Origin of the sequence: Microbacterium sp. RURRCA19A (genome assembly GCF_900156455.1) — a bacterium.
In the GTDB taxonomy this organism is placed as follows: domain Bacteria; phylum Actinomycetota; class Actinomycetes; order Actinomycetales; family Microbacteriaceae; genus Microbacterium.
Genome location: NZ_FTNQ01000002.1, coordinates 472372 through 488643 on the forward strand (window position 1 = coordinate 472372; position 16272 = coordinate 488643).

The window sequence follows — 16272 nt, forward strand, 5'->3', positions numbered from 1 at the left end:
CCGTGGCGACGCTCGAAGCCCGGGTGGGCGACGCCGTCACGGTGTTCAGCTCGCGGCCCGCGATCGGTGAGGCCGTCCGCGTCCGATCGGATGCCGATGGCCCGGTGCTCGCAACCCCTCTCGCCCTCGCGGGCGCTTTCGCCGGCGGAGCAGCCATCGGTGGCGGCCTCGTGGCGGCCTTCGAGGCCGGCCGCGCCGTCGCCGGCGGGTGAGCGCAGCCACGGAACGTCCGGTCGGGAGGAGAGGGACATGAAGGTCTGGAAGCGGGTCGGTACGGCGACTCGGCGAGCCGCGGGATCGCGCGAGCGGGCTCTGCGCGCGAGTGAGTCGCTCGCCGCCGTCACCGCCGCGCTCGCGAGCCTCGAGGCCCTCTCCACCCGGCGGGACACCGGGGCGGGCGAACTCAACGACTGGCGGGTGCTGCGCGGAGGTCTCGCCGAGGACGCGCCCGTCGTCGCCCGCGTTCTCGACGCCCTCGACAGTGACCGCGCGGACAAGGTCTTCCACGCGGTGCGCTGCGCGCTGGGGATCGCCGTGCTGCTCCCCGGTCGCGGTCGGACGTGGGACGGCATCCGTCTGGGTGCCGACGCCGGGCTGAGCGTCCTGGGGATGATCAACCAGGCGCGCTCCCGGTACGGCGGCGACGGTTCCGACCAGGCCGCGCTGCAGGTCCACACGGCCGCCGCGCTCGCCCGCGCGGGCGGCGACGCGAAATCCGTCGACGCGGGCCTGTGGTACCTGTCGCTGCAGGGCGTCCTGTCGTACGGCGTGTCCGGCTGGGTCAAGCTCGCCGGCCGCCCGTGGCGCGAAGGCGTCGCCGTCTCGGGAGTCATGCGCACCCACACCTACGGGCACGAGGGGGTCTGGAAGGTCCTCCGCCGGCATCCGCGCCTCGAGAAGGCCGCGACCGCGAGCATGCTCGCCTTCGAGTCGTCGTATCCCCTGGTCTACGTCGCCGGCCCCGTCGTCAGCGCCGGATACTCCGCCGTCGCGATGGCCTTCCACGCCGCCAACGGCGTCATCATGGGTCTCGGCCGATTCGTCTGGGGGTTCGCCGCGTTCCACCCCGCCATCGCGTACACCACGTCGGGCTGGTCCCGCGGGCGCGACCGCTCCGACACCCTGCCCCTCGTCGCGGGAGCCGTCCTCGCGACCGCCGTCGCCGGGACCGCGGTCGACGCCGTGCGTCGCCGCATGCGCGTCCTCGACGGCCCCGCCTACCTCTCGCGGCTCACCACCCGACGGGGGAGCGTGCTCTCCTACGGGGGCAAGCAGCGGGGACATCGGACGATCGTCTTCCTGGTCAACGCCCTCTTCGCGACCCAGGACCACTTCGGGTGGATCACCGGCAACCTCGACCGATCCGAATCCGTCGACTTCATCACGTACGACCGTGCCGGCTACGGCGCCTCCCGCGAGGCGGAGGGCGACGCCTTCCGGATCGAGGATGCCGTGGCCGATCTGGTCGACCTCGTCACCGCCCTGACCGACCCCGGACAGCGGGTGATCCTCGCCGGACACTCGTACGGCGGAGAGGTCATCCGTCGCGCGGCCGAGACGCTTCCCGACGGCGCCGTCGCCGGGCTCGTCTTCCTGGATGCCACCCACCCCGCGCAGTTCGCCCAGTCCGCGTCGCAGCGGGAGGGGTTGAAGCTCGTGCGCGATGCGCAGCGTCAGATGGGCACGCTCGTGCGGGCCGGCCTCGGAGTCTTCCTGGATCACCCCGCCTGGGCGCGACGGCTGCCCACCCCGTTCCGCGTCAACGCCGAACGGAACTACCGCGACGGCCGGATGTGGCGCGCCGGTGCGCGCGAGCTGCGCGCGGTCGAGACCGAACTGGACGTCGCCGCTCCCCCCGAGATCCGACTCCTCCCCGGTGTCGAGGGCCTGGTGATCTCGGCATCCCGAACGATGGCGGACCCCGACTCGGCCCGATTCCAGGCCTCGCTCGCGAGCACCTTCGGCACGCAGAGCGACGGCGCTCCCGTCGTCTTCGACGCCACCCACGACACGCTGCTCACCGACGCCCTCATCGCCGGCGACGTCACCGACCGCATCCTCGAGTTCGTGCAGCGGACGGAGGCCGCGTGATGGAGATCCGCAGTCTCGTCCGGGGCGGCAGCATGCTGCTGTTCTCCGGAGCCCTGACGCTGACGGTGCTGTCGCAGCTCCCCAGCCACTCGTTCGACCGCATGCGGCGGCGCGACCTGTTCGGGCTGATCCCGAACTGGAAGTTCTTCGCGCCGGTGCCCGCCACCAGCGACCACGAGGTCTTCCACCGCCTGCGCAACCCCGACGGCACCTGGCAGGACTGGCAGCGGACCTCCCCGCCGGCGCCCCGCCGCTTCCTGCACCTCGTCTGGTTCCCCGGTCGCCGCGCCGACAAAGGGGTCTTCGACCACGCCTCGGAGCTGGCCCAGCTGGCGGTGACGGTCGACCCCGTCGAGCTCGTGCTGTCGTCGTCGTACCGCACCATCGCCGCCACCGTCGGACGTTCGGTCCGCGTCGAGGGGGAGACCCCCGTCCATCAGTTCGCGATCATCACCCACGCGGGATCCGACGACGCCGTGCTGCCCGAGGTCGTGCTGCTCTCGCCCGCCCTCGGAGCGCCGTCCGACGGTGCATCCGCCCCCTCCCCCCTGTCCCCGGTCGGTCCCTGAAGGAGTCCCCCATGACCTCGCTCATCATCCTCATCCTCGTCGGCGGTGCCGCCCTGGTCGTCGTGGCCGCCGGTCTGTGGCTCGCGCCCTCGACGCGCGCCTCCATCAAGCGCCTCTTCGGCGCGGGCGGCGGACGATGACGGCCGCGCCGTCCGCCGCGAAGGTCATCTCCGAGGAGTACGGTTCCGCCATCGTCGGCGTGTACGACGACATCTACGGCGAGCTCGACGAGGCCTCCGCCGAGATCACCGCGCTGCGCGAGTGGGTCCTGCGGGCCGGAGGGCGCGGAGCCGTGGTCGAGTTGGGCGTGGGAACGGCCCGCGTGCTGGGCCCGCTCGCGCGGTCGCTCGCCGGTGAGCCCGGGCTGCGTTTCGTCGGCATCGACGGCTCCGCCGCCCTGCTGGCGCAGGCGGCCGAGCGGTACCCGGACGTTCCGTTCGACCTGCACGAGAGCGACTTCAGCGGCGCAGGGCTCGACGCCATCGTCCCCTCGGGCTCGGCGGCCCTCGTCTTCTGCGTGTGCGCGTCGTTCTCGATGCTGCCCGACCCCGCGGCCCAGGTCGCCGCCCTCCGCAACATCGCGGCGATGCTCGCGCCCGACGGCGTGGCCGTCATCGAGACCCACTCCCCGGCGTTCGTGCTCGAGGTCATCGGATCGGCGCCGACCTCGATGTTCATCCCCTACGCGCGGCACGAGACGGGGCTGGCGTGCTTCTCGTCCGTCGAGGACGGGATCTGGCGGATGCGTCAGACCTGGATGGACGGGGATCGGACGACCTCGGTCCTGGAGCGGAGCGTCCTGACGGCGCCGTCCGACCTGCAGGCGCTCGCCGCCGACGCCGGTCTGTCGGTGACGGGTCTGACGGGCGGTCTCGCCGGTGGGGAGTTCGTCTCGCCGTCGTCGCCGCTCTACGCCGTGACCCTGCGCCGCGACGCGGCGGCCGGCACGTCGTGACCGCGCTCGAGCTCCGCGCGGTCGAGAAGCGGTACCGGAACACCGTGGCCCTCGCCGACTACTCGCTCACCGTGCCCTCGGGGAGGGTGACGGCGTTCGTCGGGCCGAACGGCGCGGGCAAATCGACGGCGATGCGGCTGCTGGGAGGGCTGCGCGAGCCGGACGGCGGGGAGGTCCTCGTCGACGGGCGCCGGATGTCCCCCGATGACCGCGTCCGCATCGGGCACATGCCGGAGGAGCGCGGACTCTACCTCGACGAGACGGTGCGCGCTCAGCTGCGCTACTTCGCCCGACTCGTCGGCATCCCGCCGCGTTCCGTCGGCGAGCACGTCGATCTGATCCTCGAACGCGTCGGCGTGGCCGAGTTGAGCGATCGCCGCTTCGCCGCGCTGAGCCTGGGCAATCGCCAGCGGGCGCAGCTGGCCCTCGCGCTCCTCGGCCACCCCCGGTACCTGCTGCTGGACGAGCCGTTCTCGGGACTCGACATCGACGGCCTCGCACAGGTCTCGGACGTCGTGCGCAGCCTGGCATCCGACGGTGTGGGCGTGCTCGTCTCGAGTCACCAGCTGGAGGTCGTGGCATCCATCTCCGATCGCGTCGCGGTCATCGCCCGGGGCAGGGCGGTCGCCGAAGGGCCGCTGTCGGACGTCGTGGGCACATCCGGGTCGTCCCTCCGAGAGCTGCTGGGGGAAGCGGCATGAACGCCGCCGCCGCGTGGCGCTCGTTCACGACCGTTCTGCGCCGGGATCTGTTTCGGCAGCTCTTCACCGCCGCGCAGCTGACCCTGTTCGCGCTGATGGCGGTCATCGTCGCGCTGCTCGTGCTGGCGCCGCAGCTGGTCGGCTCGTCCAGTGCACCGCCGCGCATCCACGCGGTCGCCTCCCCGGAGGTCATCGCGGCGGTCGAGGCCGCCGAACCCGGTTGGGACGTCGAGCCCGCCACCGCGATCCCCGCGGAACTGGGCGCGGACGTGGCGGTGGTCGTCACCGGGGGCGTCGTCGAGGTCCGCGTGGAGAAGGCGTCGCAGGCGGCCGGCGCGAGCGCGGTCGGTGACCGGTTCGCGACCGCCGCGCTCGCCGTCGCCGCCGCGCAACCCGCCCCCGCGATCGTCTACGGCTTCGACGTCGACGACGGCGACGCCGTCCTCACGCGCGTCCTCACCCTCGTCGCCACGCTGCTGACGTTCTCGGTCATCGCGGGCCGCGCGGCCTGGACCTTCGGCGCCCTGTCGCGCGACCTGACGCTGGGACTCTTCGACGGCGTGCTGTCGCGCACGTCGCCGCTCGGGGTCATCGGCGGGCGCCTCGTCGCCGCCGTCGTCGGCGGTGTGGTGCAGATCGGCGCCCTCGGCGCGCTCGCGGCATCGCTTCTCGTCGTCGTCGGAGAACGTGAGACGGCTCTCCGCGTGGCGCAGCTCGCGGTGCCGCTCGCGCTGTGGGCCGCGGCGGGCATCGCGATGCTGGTCGCGTTCGCCACGGTGCTCGTCCTGCTCTTCCGGGGCGGGGGGACCGCGTCGCTCGGGATCGTCGTGCAGCTCATCGGGTTCCTGGCGTTCGGTGTGCTGATCGTCGCGGTGCTCGACCCGGACGCGGCGTGGATCGGTGCGGCCAGCCTCATCCCGCCCGTCTCGATCGTGCTCCTGCCGGTCGGGGTGGCCGAGGGGCGCGTCGACGTAGGCGATGCCACGGTGGCCGGCCTGGCGATGGCGGCCACGATCGGCATCCTGCTGTGGCTCTCGCTGCGCGTCTGGCGTGCGGCGACCCGGACCGATGATGCGGCGGCGATGTGGCGCGAGGTCTTCCGACGTCGTCGGCCCGAGGCGCGAGTGTCCTCGTGAGCCCGCGTCCCTCGGGTCCGCGCACGGGCGGTCTGGCGTTGATCGCCGCGTACGCGCGTCCCCATCGTCTCGGCATCGGCATCGGTGTGCTCCTCGGCCTGTTCGCGACCGGGGTCACCCTGGCGACGCCGCTCGCGGCGAAGTGGGTGCTCGACGGCCTCGGTGCCGGGATCGACCTGGCCGGACCGGTCGGGGCACTCGTGCTCCTCCTGCTCGTCGGCACCTGCGCCGGGTTCGCGCAGACGGTCGTGCTGGGGCGTCTGGCGGAGCGCATCGTGCTGGATGCCCGACGCTCCCTCATCCAGCGGTTCTTCCGGGCCCGGCTCGAGCAGATCCAGCGCTTCCGGACCGGCGAACTGGTCACCCGGGTCACCAGCGACACCGTCCTGCTGCGCGCCGCCGCCACCAGCAGCGTCGTCCAGCTCATCAACGGCGCGGTCGCGTTGGTGGGAACGGTGATCCTGATGGCGTTCCTCGACGGGGTCCTGCTGCTGACGACCCTCGCCGCCCTCGTCCTGGTGGGCGGCCTGTTCGCGGTGTTCCTCCCGCGCATCGGTCGGGCCACCAAACGCGCGCAGGATGCCATGGGCGACCTGGGTTCGTCGCTCGAGGGGGGCATGCGTGCGCTGCGGACCATCAAGTCCAGCCGGGCCGAGGACCGGGAGATCGCCCGGGTCACGGCCAGCGCGGAGGACTCCGCGCGCCACTCGATCCGCTCGGTCTGGTTCTCCGCGCTCGTGTGGGCCGTCGCCGGCGGAGGGATGCAGCTGTCGCTCGTCGCGGTGCTCGGGCTCGGCGCGTGGCGGGTGTCGTCGGGCGAGCTCGCCGTCTCGAGTCTGGTGGCGTTCCTGTTGTACGCGGTCAACATCATCGACCCGATCACGACCCTCGCCGGGGCCTTCGCCTCGATCCAGGCGGGACTGGCGGCCGCCGCCCGCATCACCGAGACCTCGCATCTCGAGCTCGAAGACACCGCTCGTCGCCCGGTCGCCGAGTCGAGGCGCATCGACCGCGACGCCCCCGTCCTCTCCGTGCGTGCCGTCCGGGCCGCATACGGCGACGGCTCGAGGGATGTCCTCCGCGATGTCACCATCGACATCCCCCGCACCGGTCACGTCGCGCTCGTCGGACCGTCCGGGGCCGGGAAGACGACGGTCTTCTCGCTCCTGCTCCGCTTCCTGGACCCCCGAGAGGGTCACCTCGAGTTGGACGGCATCCCGTACGCCCACCTCAGCATCGACGACGTCCGATCCCGCATCGCCTACGTCGAGCAGGAGACGCCCGTCATCCCGGGCACCGTGCGCGACAACGTGCTCTTCCGGGTCGACGACGGCACCGACGACGAGGCGTGGTCGGCGTTGACGGCCGTGGGGCTGGACGAGCGGGTCCGATCGTTCCCGGACGGGCTCGACACGGCGGTGGTCGAGACGAGCCTGTCCGGCGGCGAGCGGCAGCGGCTGGCGGTCTCCCGTGCGCTGGTGCGGAGACCGTCCGTCCTCTTGCTGGACGAGGCGACCGCTCAGCTGGATGCCGGGGCGGAAGCGGCGATCCAGGAGATCATCGCGGAGACCGCGGCCACGGGTGCCGTCGTCACGATCGCGCACCGCCTGTCGACGATCCTCGAGGCCGATCAGATCGTCGTCCTGGACGCGGGCTCGGTGCGGGACGCCGGGACGCACGAAGAACTGCTGCGCCGCGACGACCTCTACCGCGGTCTGATCCAGGCACTCCGGATCGAGGCGCGGGCGGAGACCGTCGACCGTTTCGATGGAGCCGACGCGGCGACGCCCGTGCCCTCGTGAGCCGAGGGCCGGGCCGGGTCTACCGCCGCACGCCTGCGCGCGCGGTCAGCGCCGGGATCAGCACCGGGGTGCTGTCGCGGTACGCGCGGTAGTCGGCGCGGTCGCCCCACTTCTCGTCGGCGCGCTTCTCGAGCAGCGGGATGCCGCTGACCCGCGTGAGCAGCAGGATCACGAACAGCGGCGACAGCACCGCCACCCACTGCCAGCCCTGCAGCACCGGCGCGGCCACGACGAACACGCCGACCCAGACGAGGATCTCGCCGAAGTAGTTGGGGTGCCGCGAGCGCGACCACAGGCCCGTGCGGATGAACTCGCCCGTGTTCGCCGGGTCGGCGCGGAACGCCTGCTTCTGCAGGTCGGCGACGACCTCGACCACAAGGCCGACGATCCACACGACGATGCCGACGATCGCGAACACGTCGAGGGGTGCCCGGTGATCGGCATCCGCGCTCATCGCGATCCACGCGGCCGACGCGGTCAGCGAGACCCAGAGTCCCTGGATCGCCCACACCTGCAGGAACCGCAGCGGCTTCGTCTTGATCTCGTCGAAGCGGCCGTCCGATCCGGCGCGGTGCACGCGTGCGAACAGGAACGACCCCAGACGTGCGGCCCACACGACCACCATCGCCGCGAGGATCCAGCCGCGGGCGTCCTGGCCGGGGGCGAGCAGGGCCACCGCCACCGACACCGCGATGAACGTGAGGCTGCCGGTGAGGTCGAAGAAGCGCTCGGTGCGGCGCAGCGCCGAGGGGATGAACACCAGGAACTGGATCACGAACGCCGCCGCGACCGCGAGGGCGAACACCGGGATGCCGGCCACCCGCGCCCCCGAGAAGCTCCCGGCGACGGCGAGTCCCGCGCCGATCAGCACGGCGACGACCACCGCGATCAGCGCGGATCGGTTCTGCTTCGCGGGCGAGCCGATGGAGGTGGTGACGGGGGCGCTCATGACGGGGCTCCTCGGTACAGGGATGCGATGGTCTCGGCGGCGCGGTCGACCACCACGGTCCGCTTGATCTTCAGGGTCGGGGTCACCAGCTCGCGGTCGTCGAGGTCGGCGACGACCAGCTCGAACCGGCGCACCTGCTCGCTGCGCGACACCAGCGCGTTCGCGGCGTCCACGGTGCGCTGCAGGTGGGCGTGCAGTCGCGGTTCGTCCACGGCGCGCAGGCCCGCGGGCGTGCCGGCATCGAAGGGCAGACCCGCGGATGCCGCCCACGCGGCCGCCTGCTCGGCATCCAGGATCAGCAGCGCGCTGAGGTACGGCTTCCCCTCGCCGACCATGACGGCGTGCTGGACGAGCGGGTCGGCCTCGACCGCGGCCTCCCAGCGGACGGGGACGATCGTCTTGCCGTTGGAGGTGACGATGACGTCTTTCACGCGCCCCTCGAGGACCAGCCGTCCCGCGTCGTCGAGGCGACCCAGATCGCCGGTGCGGAAGAAGCCGTCGACGAAGGCCTCGGCGTCGTGACGCGGATCGCGGTAGCCCGCGAACACGCCTACGCCTTTCGCGAGCACCTCGCCCTCCTCGCTGATGCGCACGGTGGAACCCGGGAGCGGCAGACCGACGGTGCCGGATGCGATCCGGCCGGGGAGGTTGCCCGTCAGCGGCGCGGTGGTCTCGGTGAGTCCGTAGCCCTCGATGACCGGCACGCCGAGCCCCCGGAAGAACAGCGAGAGCTCGGCGTCGAGGCTCGCCCCGCCCGACAGCATGTAGTCGACCCGTCCGCCCATCACGGCCCGCAGGCGCCGGTAGAACAGGGCGTCGAAGACGGCGTGACGCACGCGATGCCCGAGCGGGATGCGGCGGGGGAGGCCGGCATCCTTCCGCTCGGCGAGTCGACCGGCGGCGACGGCCGTGGCGCGCGCCCGCGCCCACACGCCCGACAGCCCCTTCGCGGCGGCCTTCTCGCCCGCCGCGGCCTGGATCTTCTGCAGCACCCGCGGCACGACGACCAGGAACGTGGGGCGCAGCGTCGCGAGCGTCGGCACCACGGCGGCGGGATCCGCCAGGTGGGCGATGCGCATGCCGCTGGCGATGCAGATGAGCTGTAGGCCGCGGGCGAGCACGTGCGCCAGCGGCAGGAAGATGATCGTGTTGCCCTCCGGATGCACGACCTCGCGGTAGGCCGCCGCGATGTTCCGCACCTGGCCGAGGAAGTTCGCGTGGGTCAGGACGGCGCCCTTGGGCTCGCCGGTGGTGCCGGAGGTGTAGACGATCGTCGCGGGGTCGTCGTGTCCGGCGCGGGTGCGGCGGTGCTCGAGCTCGTCGTCCGAGACCCCGGCGCCCCGGGCGGAGAGGGCCGGGAGGTCGTCCATGCCCCACACGCCGATGGTGTCGTCGACGGATGCCAGGGCGTCGGTCAGCAGCGCGATGTGCGTGGGGCCCCCGCCGATGCCCACGCGCACACGCGCGTCGGACACGATCGCGGCCACCTGGGACGCCGAGGACGACTCGTACACGGGCACGACGACGCCGCCGGCGAACCACGTCGCGAGGTCGGCCACCGCCCACTCGTAGCGTGTGGGCGCCATGATGGCGACCGCGTCTCCCGGAGCCAGGCCGACGGCGATCAGGCCTTTCGCGAGGGAGCGCACCTCGGCGAGGAAGGCCGCCGTGGTGATCGGGCTCCAGGCGTCCGTGCCGGCTCCGGCGGGCGGCGGCACCTCGAAGGCCACGTGGTCGGGCGCCTCGGCGGCGCGACGGACCAGCAGATCGGTGACGTTGGCGTCGTCGTCAAGCGATGCCAACGCCCGCGTGTGCGATTCGCGCATCTCGTGCTCCCACGTCGGGTCGTGCAGGACGCGGTCGAAGACCGGGCTCTGCGGTGCGCGAAGTGCGTCACCATCTTTTGTCTTCGGAGAGGCCGAGCGATCGGATGGGTCGCGGCTCCGCCCGCGATGCCATCACCGGCCCGGCGCGGTCAGCGCAGGAGGCCGGGCGAGGCCATGACGGCACGCACGACGCCGTCGCGATTGGTTACGTTCAGCTTCCGGTAGATCGACGTGGTCTGCGTCTTGATGGTGTTCTGCGACAGGTTCTCGGCGTGCGCGATCTCGGCGCGCGATCGGCCCTGCACCAGATGACGCAGCACGATGATCTCTCGAGGAGTGAGTCGCGCGGCGGTCCGGCGGGGGCGGCGCACCCGGGGCGGACTCGACGCGAGCGCAGCCCGCGCTGCGGGCGGGATCGGCTGACCGGAGAGCTGCTCGAGTCGGTCGAGGTCATCGGGTGCGACCCTGTGCAACACGTCGAACAGACGCTCGTCCGACACGATCTTCCGGCAGGCGACGTACTGGGCGACCGCGTCGTCGCGCTGATCGTGGCGCAGGTGCACCACTGCCAGCACCGCGCGCAGCTCAGCCGCGACTCCGGGGCTCGCCGTTCCTTCGGACAGGGGTCCGGAGGCGATGACGAAGGCGGCCGAAAGGTCGTCGTCGGCTATCGCACGCCACGCGCGCAGCGGTTCGAGCACGCCCGGCGGAAGTGTGCTCGCGCGTGCCGCGAGATCGGCGAAGACGATGTCCGCCCGCGCCGGCTCGTTCGTCTGCAGTGCGGCTTCGGCCGCGGCGATCCTCAGCAGGATGTCATTCAGCCCCGATGCGCTGAGAGCGGCGGGGTGGGCGGCGCGAAGAGCGAAGAGCGTGGTCGCGAAGGTCTCGTTGCTTCCACGAATACTCTCGACCGACGACTCCGCGAAGAAGCGCATCGCCCAGGTCTCCGAGGAGACGGCGGGCGTGTCGGCGAGGATGCGTCCCGCCTCGTCGAGGTCGAGCTCGTGCGTGGCCAGCAGAGCCGCCGCGAGCGCCGCCATCTCGTGTACGGTGTCCGATCCGTCATGCACATAGACGGGCACGCGGGCGAGCCATTCCCGGGCCTGCGTAGGCATTCCCAGGATCGCGAAGTCGAAGGCGATGGTCCCGGCCGCTTCGACGGCGATCCTTGTGTTGTCGTGGCGGATCGCCTCGTCGTACGCCCGTTCGTACGCGCGGACGGCCTCGGACAGCCGGCCGCCGAGCTGCAGTGAGATCGCCCACTGGAGGCGCAGGTCGGGCAGCACGGGCCGGATGGCCTGGGTGGCGGCCGCCGGGCTCTGCCGGAGCACGCGGAGCGCCTCTTCTGCGGCCGCGACGGCGTCGTCGAACCGGCCGACCATGCGGGCACCGGCGCTCTGGCTCGTCAGCCGGGCGAGGGTGTCGAGCAGGCCCTCCTCCGCACCCGGCGCGTGCTGGTAGCGGGTCGGCCGCGCAGCGCCGCGTGCCGGAATGAAATTGGCGTACTCGTGTGCCGCGGCGAAGCGCGCATTCGATTTCCACAGCGCAGCGGGCATCGCGTTCAATGCGGAAACGAGCGACTCACGATGCGAATGCGTCAGCTCGACCCAGTGCTCTTCGATGTAGTTCGCAAGGTCGTCCCATTCTTCGCGTTGAATCAGCGAAGAAACCTCTGAATGCCCCAATGAAATGCAGCTCCTCACCCAGAGCGGATTCAGCCCCCGCCCCCATGCTAACCATTGCGGGTTCGGCCGACCTCCGAGCTGCGCCCCTCGCCCTTTTGTTGCCTGCGCCAACTTACCTCTTGCGCTCGCGCGCGATGTGGCCTAGCTTTGCCGTCGAAGCGCTTCCCGGAAGCGCTTAGACAGCAACGAAGGAGTCGCTATGGCAGGGATCGACGAGGTCGCCCGCGCTGCGGGTGTGTCGATCAGCACCGTCTCCTACGCGCTGAGCGGCAAGCGTCCGGTGTCAGTCGAGACGCGCCGCCGCATCCAGGCCGCGGTGCACGAGCTCGGGTACAGCCCCAACGCGGGTGCCCGCATGCTCGCCGGCAGCCAGACGAACATCTTCGCGCTGTCCGAGCCGCTGCGCGCCGACAGCCACGCCCCGAGCCACATGGCGTTCATGCACGCCATGACGGTGGCGGCGCGCCGCAAGGAGTACGACATGCTCCTGCTCACCGACGAAGACGCGTCGGCCGGCATGAAGCGCGTCGCCGCGAGCGGACTCGTGGACGCCATCCTCGTGCTCGACGTCGCCCCCGACGACCCCCGCGTGGAGATCGCGCGCTCCAGCGCCACCCCGACGCTGTTCGTCGGCATCCCGAACGACCACGACGATCTCGTGTGCGTCGACCTCGACTTCGAGCGCGCGGCCGTCGAGGCCGTCGACCGCCTCGCCGACGCGGGGCACCGCGAGGTCGGCCTGATCGGCGGGTCGCGGCGGGCGTACGAGAAGTCGAACTTCCCGCCCCGCGTGCGCGCCGCCGTCGTGTCGCGCGCCACCGAACGCGGGGGGAACGCCCGGGCCGTGGCATCCGGCGAGATCGTCACCGACCGCGCCCACGTGCGGGAGTCGGTGCGCGAGTTCGTCGCCGCCGGCGTCACCGGCATCGTGCTGCACGCCCCGGAAGAGGTGCTGCAGGTCGTCCTCGTCGAACTCGCCGCACTCGGCAAGAGCGTGCCGGGCGACGTCTCCATCGTGTCGGTCGGCAGCAGCTTCGACACCGACGCGCAGCCCACCCCGGTCGACTCGATCCCGCTGGTGCCCCAGAGCTCCTGCGAGCTCGCGGTCGACCTCGCGATCGAGCTGATCGCCGGACGTCCCGTGGCATCCGGTCTCCATCTCATCCCACCGACCTACCTGGACCGCGGCTCCGTCGCCGCGGCCCGCTCCGCCTGACCCCGCCCACCCCACAGCCTGTGTCGTTCGCCCGTCATCGAAACGCTTCGACACATCCGCCCCCGCTAGCGGACACCCACCAACCCAGCGGATCACAGTGAAAGGAGTGCCAACGATGGCACGCACCACCGCACAACGACGCGCGACCCGAACCGTCGCGGCCGTCGGCTCGATCGCCGTCGCCGCCCTCGCCCTCTCCGCCTGCAGCGGAGGAGGAGGCGACGCCGGTTCCACCGACGGCGCCGGCAAGACCCTCACGCTCTGGCACTACGAAGGCGCCGACAGCGCGATGGCCAAAGCCTGGAACGCCGCCATCCCGATCTTCGAGAAGCAGACCGGCGCCACGGTCAAGGTCGAGGAGAAGTCCTTCGAGCAGATCCAGAAGACCGCCAGCCAGGTGCTCGACACCGACGCCGCCCCCGACCTCCTCGAGTTCAACAAGGGCAACGCGACCGCGGGCTTCCTCGCCAGCACCGGCCTGATCGCCGACATCAGCGACGCCGTCACCCAGTACGGATGGGATGCCAAGCTCGCCCCGTCGCTGCAGACCACGGCGAAGTACAGCTCCGACGGCGTCATGGGCGGCGACACCTGGTACGGCGTGCCCAACTACGGCGAGTTCGTCGGCGTCTACTACAACCTCGACGCGTTCAAGGCAGCCGGCCTCGAGGTCCCGAAGACCTACGACGAGTTCACCAAGGTGCTCGACGCGTTCGTCGCGAAGGGCATCACCCCCCTCGCCGAGGCCGGTGCCGAATACCCCCTCGGACAGCTCTGGTACCAGCTGGCCCTGTCGAAGGCCGACCGCTCGTGGGTCGACGACTACCAGCTGTACAAGAACCCCGTCGACTGGAACGGCTCCGAGGTGACCTACGCCTCCGACACCCTCAAGCAGTACGTCGACAAGGGATACATCGCCAAGGACGTCTCGTCGGTCAAGGCCGAGGACGCCGGCGTCTCGTTCATCAACGGCACCTCGCCGATCTTCGTGTCCGGCTCGTGGTGGTACGGCCGCTTCGCCTCGGACGCAACCTTCGACTGGACCCTCTCGGCCTTCCCGGGGTCGAAGCTGTCGCTCGGATCGTCGGGCAACCTGTGGGTCGTGCCCGAGCGCTCGAAGCAGAAGGACCTCGCGTACCAGTTCATCGACATCACGATGAGCCCCGAGATCCAGGCCATCATCGGCAACAACGGCGGCGTTCCCGTCGCGGCCGACACCGCCGACATCACGGATGCCAAGAGCAAGGAGCTCATCGACACGTTCAACGGCATCCTGCAGGACGACGGTCTGTCGTTCTACCCCGACTGGCCCGCCCCCGGCTTCTACGACGTGCTCGTGCAGGAGCTGCAGGGCCTGGTGACCGGTTCGCAGGACCCGGCGACCACCAACGCCAACCTCGGCAAGAAGTACGACGAAGGCACGGCGGACTTCCGCTGATGGCCCTTCTCACCCGACCGGCTGCTCGGGTGGCGCTCCCGCCCGAGCAGCCGGCCATCCCCCAACGCCGCGGCGGCACCGCCGGGTACTGGCTCTACCTGCTGCCCGGCTTCGTGCTGCTGCTGGTGATCGTCATCGTCCCCCTGCTGTGGAACGTGCTGCTCACCTTCACGAAGTGGCGCGGTGTCGGCGACCCCGAGTTCATCGGCCTCGACAACTGGGTGAAGCTCCTCGGCGACGAGGACTTCTGGACCTCCTTCACCAACTCGGTGTGGATGGTCCTGGCGATGGTCGTCGTCCCCACCGTGATCGGCCTCGCCGTCGCCGCGCTGCTGTTCGACGTCGTCGGTCGGAAGTTCGGCGGCAAGGTCGGCAGCTTCCTCCGTGCCACCTACTACCTGCCGCAGATCCTCCCCATCGCCGTGGCCGGCATCGTCATCGGCTGGATCGTCCGGCCCGGCGAGACCGGCGCCCTCAACCAGATCCTGGGCAGCCTCGGCATCCCCTCGTACGACTGGCTCGGACAGATGCCGTCGGCGCTCATCGTGCTCATGGTCGTGCTGGTCTGGGTGCAGATCGGCTACCCGGTCGTGGTGTTCATGGCCGCCCTGCAGCGGGTCGACCCCGAGCTGTACGAAGCCGCCGAACTCGACGGGGCCAACTGGTTCCAGCGGTTCACCGCGATCACGGTCAGCATCATCCGCCCCGAGATCTTCGTCGTCACCCTCACCTGCACGATCGCGGCGCTGAAGGTATTCGGACCCGTGTACGTCATCACGCAGGGCGGGCCGGCCGGATCCACCATCGTCCCGGCGTACTACGCCTACCTCGAGTTCTTCACCAAGCGGAACGTCGGTTACGGCGCGACCATCGCGACGGTGCTGACGATCGTCGTCGTCATCGTGTCGATCGTGTTCATCCGCGTGCAGACCTCGCTCGAACGCAAGGAAAGGGCCGGACTGTGACCGCCACCGCCGTCATCACCACCGGACGCCCGCCGCGGCGCAGCGGCCGGGGTGGCATGACCCGTCGTCGTCCCGTCGACTGGCTGCTGCTCGCGCTCGTCGTCGTCGGCGCGCTGCTCGTGCTCGCGCCGTTCTACCTCGTGCTCGTGAACTCGTTCAAGTCGCCGGTCGACTACGCCACGTCGGGTCCGCTCGCGCTGCCGCAGCAGCTCGACTTCGGCGGGATCATCGACTTCTGGAACCGCGTCGACTTCCCCCGCAAGGTCGGCAACTCCATCCTCATCTCCGGAGTCGTCGCGGTGCTGGCCGTGGGCATCTCGATGCTCAACGCCTTCGCGATCGGCATCGGGCGCGTGCGGGGTCGCACGGGGATCGTGCTGCTGTTCCTGCTCGCGAACCTGCTGCCGCAGGAAGCGCTGCTGTACCCGCTGTACTACATGTTCAAATCTGTCGGCCTCTACGACAACCTGCTGTCGGTCATCATCGTGTTCACGGTGATCCAGGCGGCCTTCGGCACGTACCTGCTGTCGTCGGTGTACGGCACGTTCCCCCGTGAGATCCTCGAGGCCGCGTCGATCGACGGCGCGACCCGCTGGCAGATCCTGTGGCGCGTCGTCTTCCCCATCAGCCGCCCGACCCTGTCGGTGCTCGTCATCTTCTTCTTCATCTGGACGTGGAACGAGTTCCTGATCCCCCTGACGTTCCTGGCATCCAATGACAACCAGACCGTCCCCGTGGCCATCAGCGTGCTGCAGGGCGACCGGTTGATGGATGTCACCACGATCAGCGCCTCGGCCCTGCTGGGCATCATCCCGACCCTGATCTTCTTCCTGATCTTCCAGCGCACGCTCACGCGCGGCATCACGGCGGGGGCCGTGAAGTGAGGGTCTTCCCCTTTTCGTCTACGCCGACCCGCGGCATCACGGCAGGAGCAGTCAC

Annotated in this window: 15 protein-coding genes; 12 read left to right on the forward strand and 3 right to left on the reverse strand. The window is 70.9% G+C overall.

The window, feature by feature from the left end:
- Positions 1-2 precede the first annotated feature (2 nt).
- From BW982_RS18235 to BW982_RS10210, 8 genes are read left to right on the forward strand one after another with little or no spacing between them, the layout of a single operon-like run.
- The gene (locus tag BW982_RS18235) at positions 3-212 is read left to right on the forward strand and encodes a hypothetical protein (RefSeq protein WP_076492905.1); all 210 of its coding nucleotides are present in this window, start codon (positions 3-5) and stop codon (positions 210-212) included.
- 37 nt (positions 213-249) lie between these two features.
- Positions 250-2091, forward strand: coding sequence for an alpha/beta fold hydrolase (locus tag BW982_RS10185; protein WP_076492908.1), 1842 nt, complete (start codon positions 250-252; stop codon positions 2089-2091).
- Complete coding sequence (locus BW982_RS10190) at positions 2091-2660, forward strand: hypothetical protein (protein ID WP_076492912.1); 570 nt, start codon at positions 2091-2093, stop codon at positions 2658-2660. Before BW982_RS10185 ends, BW982_RS10190 begins: the two co-directional genes overlap by 1 nt.
- Positions 2661-2671: 11 nt before the next feature.
- Complete coding sequence (locus BW982_RS18600; RefSeq protein ID WP_303046684.1) at positions 2672-2800, forward strand: hypothetical protein; 129 nt, start codon at positions 2672-2674, stop codon at positions 2798-2800.
- On the forward strand, positions 2797-3615 hold the full coding sequence (locus BW982_RS10195) for a class I SAM-dependent methyltransferase (protein ID WP_076492915.1): 819 nt from the start codon (positions 2797-2799) through the stop codon (positions 3613-3615). The genes BW982_RS18600 and BW982_RS10195 overlap by 4 nt, the downstream gene beginning before the upstream one ends.
- Entirely contained in the window at positions 3612-4316 is a 705-nt protein-coding gene (locus BW982_RS18240; protein ID WP_076492918.1) for an ABC transporter ATP-binding protein, read from the forward strand. The genes BW982_RS10195 and BW982_RS18240 overlap by 4 nt, the downstream gene beginning before the upstream one ends.
- The gene (locus tag BW982_RS10205) at positions 4313-5452 is read left to right on the forward strand and encodes an ABC transporter permease family protein (RefSeq protein WP_076492921.1); all 1140 of its coding nucleotides are present in this window, start codon (positions 4313-4315) and stop codon (positions 5450-5452) included. The genes BW982_RS18240 and BW982_RS10205 overlap by 4 nt, the downstream gene beginning before the upstream one ends.
- Complete coding sequence (locus BW982_RS10210; protein ID WP_254845571.1) at positions 5449-7254, forward strand: ABC transporter ATP-binding protein; 1806 nt, start codon at positions 5449-5451, stop codon at positions 7252-7254. Before BW982_RS10205 ends, BW982_RS10210 begins: the two co-directional genes overlap by 4 nt.
- 19 nt (positions 7255-7273) lie before the next feature.
- Here BW982_RS10210 and BW982_RS10215 read toward each other — a convergent pair whose 3' ends face one another.
- From BW982_RS10215 to BW982_RS10225, 3 genes are all read right to left on the reverse strand, one after another.
- Entirely contained in the window at positions 7274-8203 is a 930-nt protein-coding gene (locus BW982_RS10215) for a DUF1295 domain-containing protein (RefSeq protein WP_076492923.1), read from the reverse strand.
- Positions 8200-10029 (reverse strand): AMP-dependent synthetase/ligase, encoded by a 1830-nt coding sequence (locus BW982_RS10220; protein ID WP_076492925.1) that lies wholly within the window; start codon positions 10027-10029, stop codon positions 8200-8202. The genes BW982_RS10215 and BW982_RS10220 overlap by 4 nt, the downstream gene beginning before the upstream one ends.
- 149 nt (positions 10030-10178) lie before the next feature.
- Entirely contained in the window at positions 10179-11825 is a 1647-nt protein-coding gene (locus BW982_RS10225; protein ID WP_139327407.1) for a helix-turn-helix transcriptional regulator, read from the reverse strand.
- 88 nt (positions 11826-11913) lie between these two features.
- Here BW982_RS10225 and BW982_RS10230 point away from each other — a divergent pair, with 88 nt between their 5' ends.
- From BW982_RS10230 to BW982_RS10245, 4 genes are all read left to right on the forward strand, one after another.
- The gene (locus tag BW982_RS10230; RefSeq protein WP_076492929.1) at positions 11914-12930 is read left to right on the forward strand and encodes a LacI family DNA-binding transcriptional regulator; all 1017 of its coding nucleotides are present in this window, start codon (positions 11914-11916) and stop codon (positions 12928-12930) included.
- Positions 12931-13045: 115 nt separating this feature from the next.
- Positions 13046-14368, forward strand: coding sequence for an ABC transporter substrate-binding protein (locus BW982_RS10235; protein WP_076492931.1), 1323 nt, complete (start codon positions 13046-13048; stop codon positions 14366-14368).
- Positions 14368-15333 carry a carbohydrate ABC transporter permease gene (locus BW982_RS10240; RefSeq protein WP_076492933.1) on the forward strand — a complete coding sequence of 322 codons (966 nt, stop codon included), beginning with the start codon at positions 14368-14370 and terminating at the stop codon, positions 15331-15333. The genes BW982_RS10235 and BW982_RS10240 overlap by 1 nt, the downstream gene beginning before the upstream one ends.
- Complete coding sequence (locus BW982_RS10245) at positions 15330-16217, forward strand: carbohydrate ABC transporter permease (protein ID WP_083696632.1); 888 nt, start codon at positions 15330-15332, stop codon at positions 16215-16217. Before BW982_RS10240 ends, BW982_RS10245 begins: the two co-directional genes overlap by 4 nt.
- Positions 16218-16272: the final 55 nt, after the last annotated feature.

Bases quoted from the DNA above. Each gene is read 5' to 3' on its own strand.
- BW982_RS10195 (WP_076492915.1), top strand. From the start codon at position 2,797: ATGACGGCCGCGCCGTCCGCCGCGAAGGTCATCTCCGAGGAGTACGGT.
- BW982_RS10240 (WP_076492933.1), top strand. From the start codon at position 14,368: ATGGCCCTTCTCACCCGACCGGCTGCTCGGGTGGCGCTCCCGCCCGAG.
- BW982_RS10230 (WP_076492929.1), top strand. From the start codon at position 11,914: ATGGCAGGGATCGACGAGGTCGCCCGCGCTGCGGGTGTGTCGATCAGC.
- BW982_RS10190 (WP_076492912.1), top strand. From the start codon at position 2,091: ATGGAGATCCGCAGTCTCGTCCGGGGCGGCAGCATGCTGCTGTTCTCC.
- BW982_RS10235 (WP_076492931.1), top strand. From the start codon at position 13,046: ATGGCACGCACCACCGCACAACGACGCGCGACCCGAACCGTCGCGGCC.
- BW982_RS10220 (WP_076492925.1), bottom strand. From the start codon at position 10,029: ATGCGCGAATCGCACACGCGGGCGTTGGCATCGCTTGACGACGACGCC.
- BW982_RS10185 (WP_076492908.1), top strand. From the start codon at position 250: ATGAAGGTCTGGAAGCGGGTCGGTACGGCGACTCGGCGAGCCGCGGGA.
- BW982_RS10205 (WP_076492921.1), top strand. From the start codon at position 4,313: ATGAACGCCGCCGCCGCGTGGCGCTCGTTCACGACCGTTCTGCGCCGG.
- BW982_RS18600 (WP_303046684.1), top strand. From the start codon at position 2,672: ATGACCTCGCTCATCATCCTCATCCTCGTCGGCGGTGCCGCCCTGGTC.
- BW982_RS10215 (WP_076492923.1), bottom strand. From the start codon at position 8,203: ATGAGCGCCCCCGTCACCACCTCCATCGGCTCGCCCGCGAAGCAGAAC.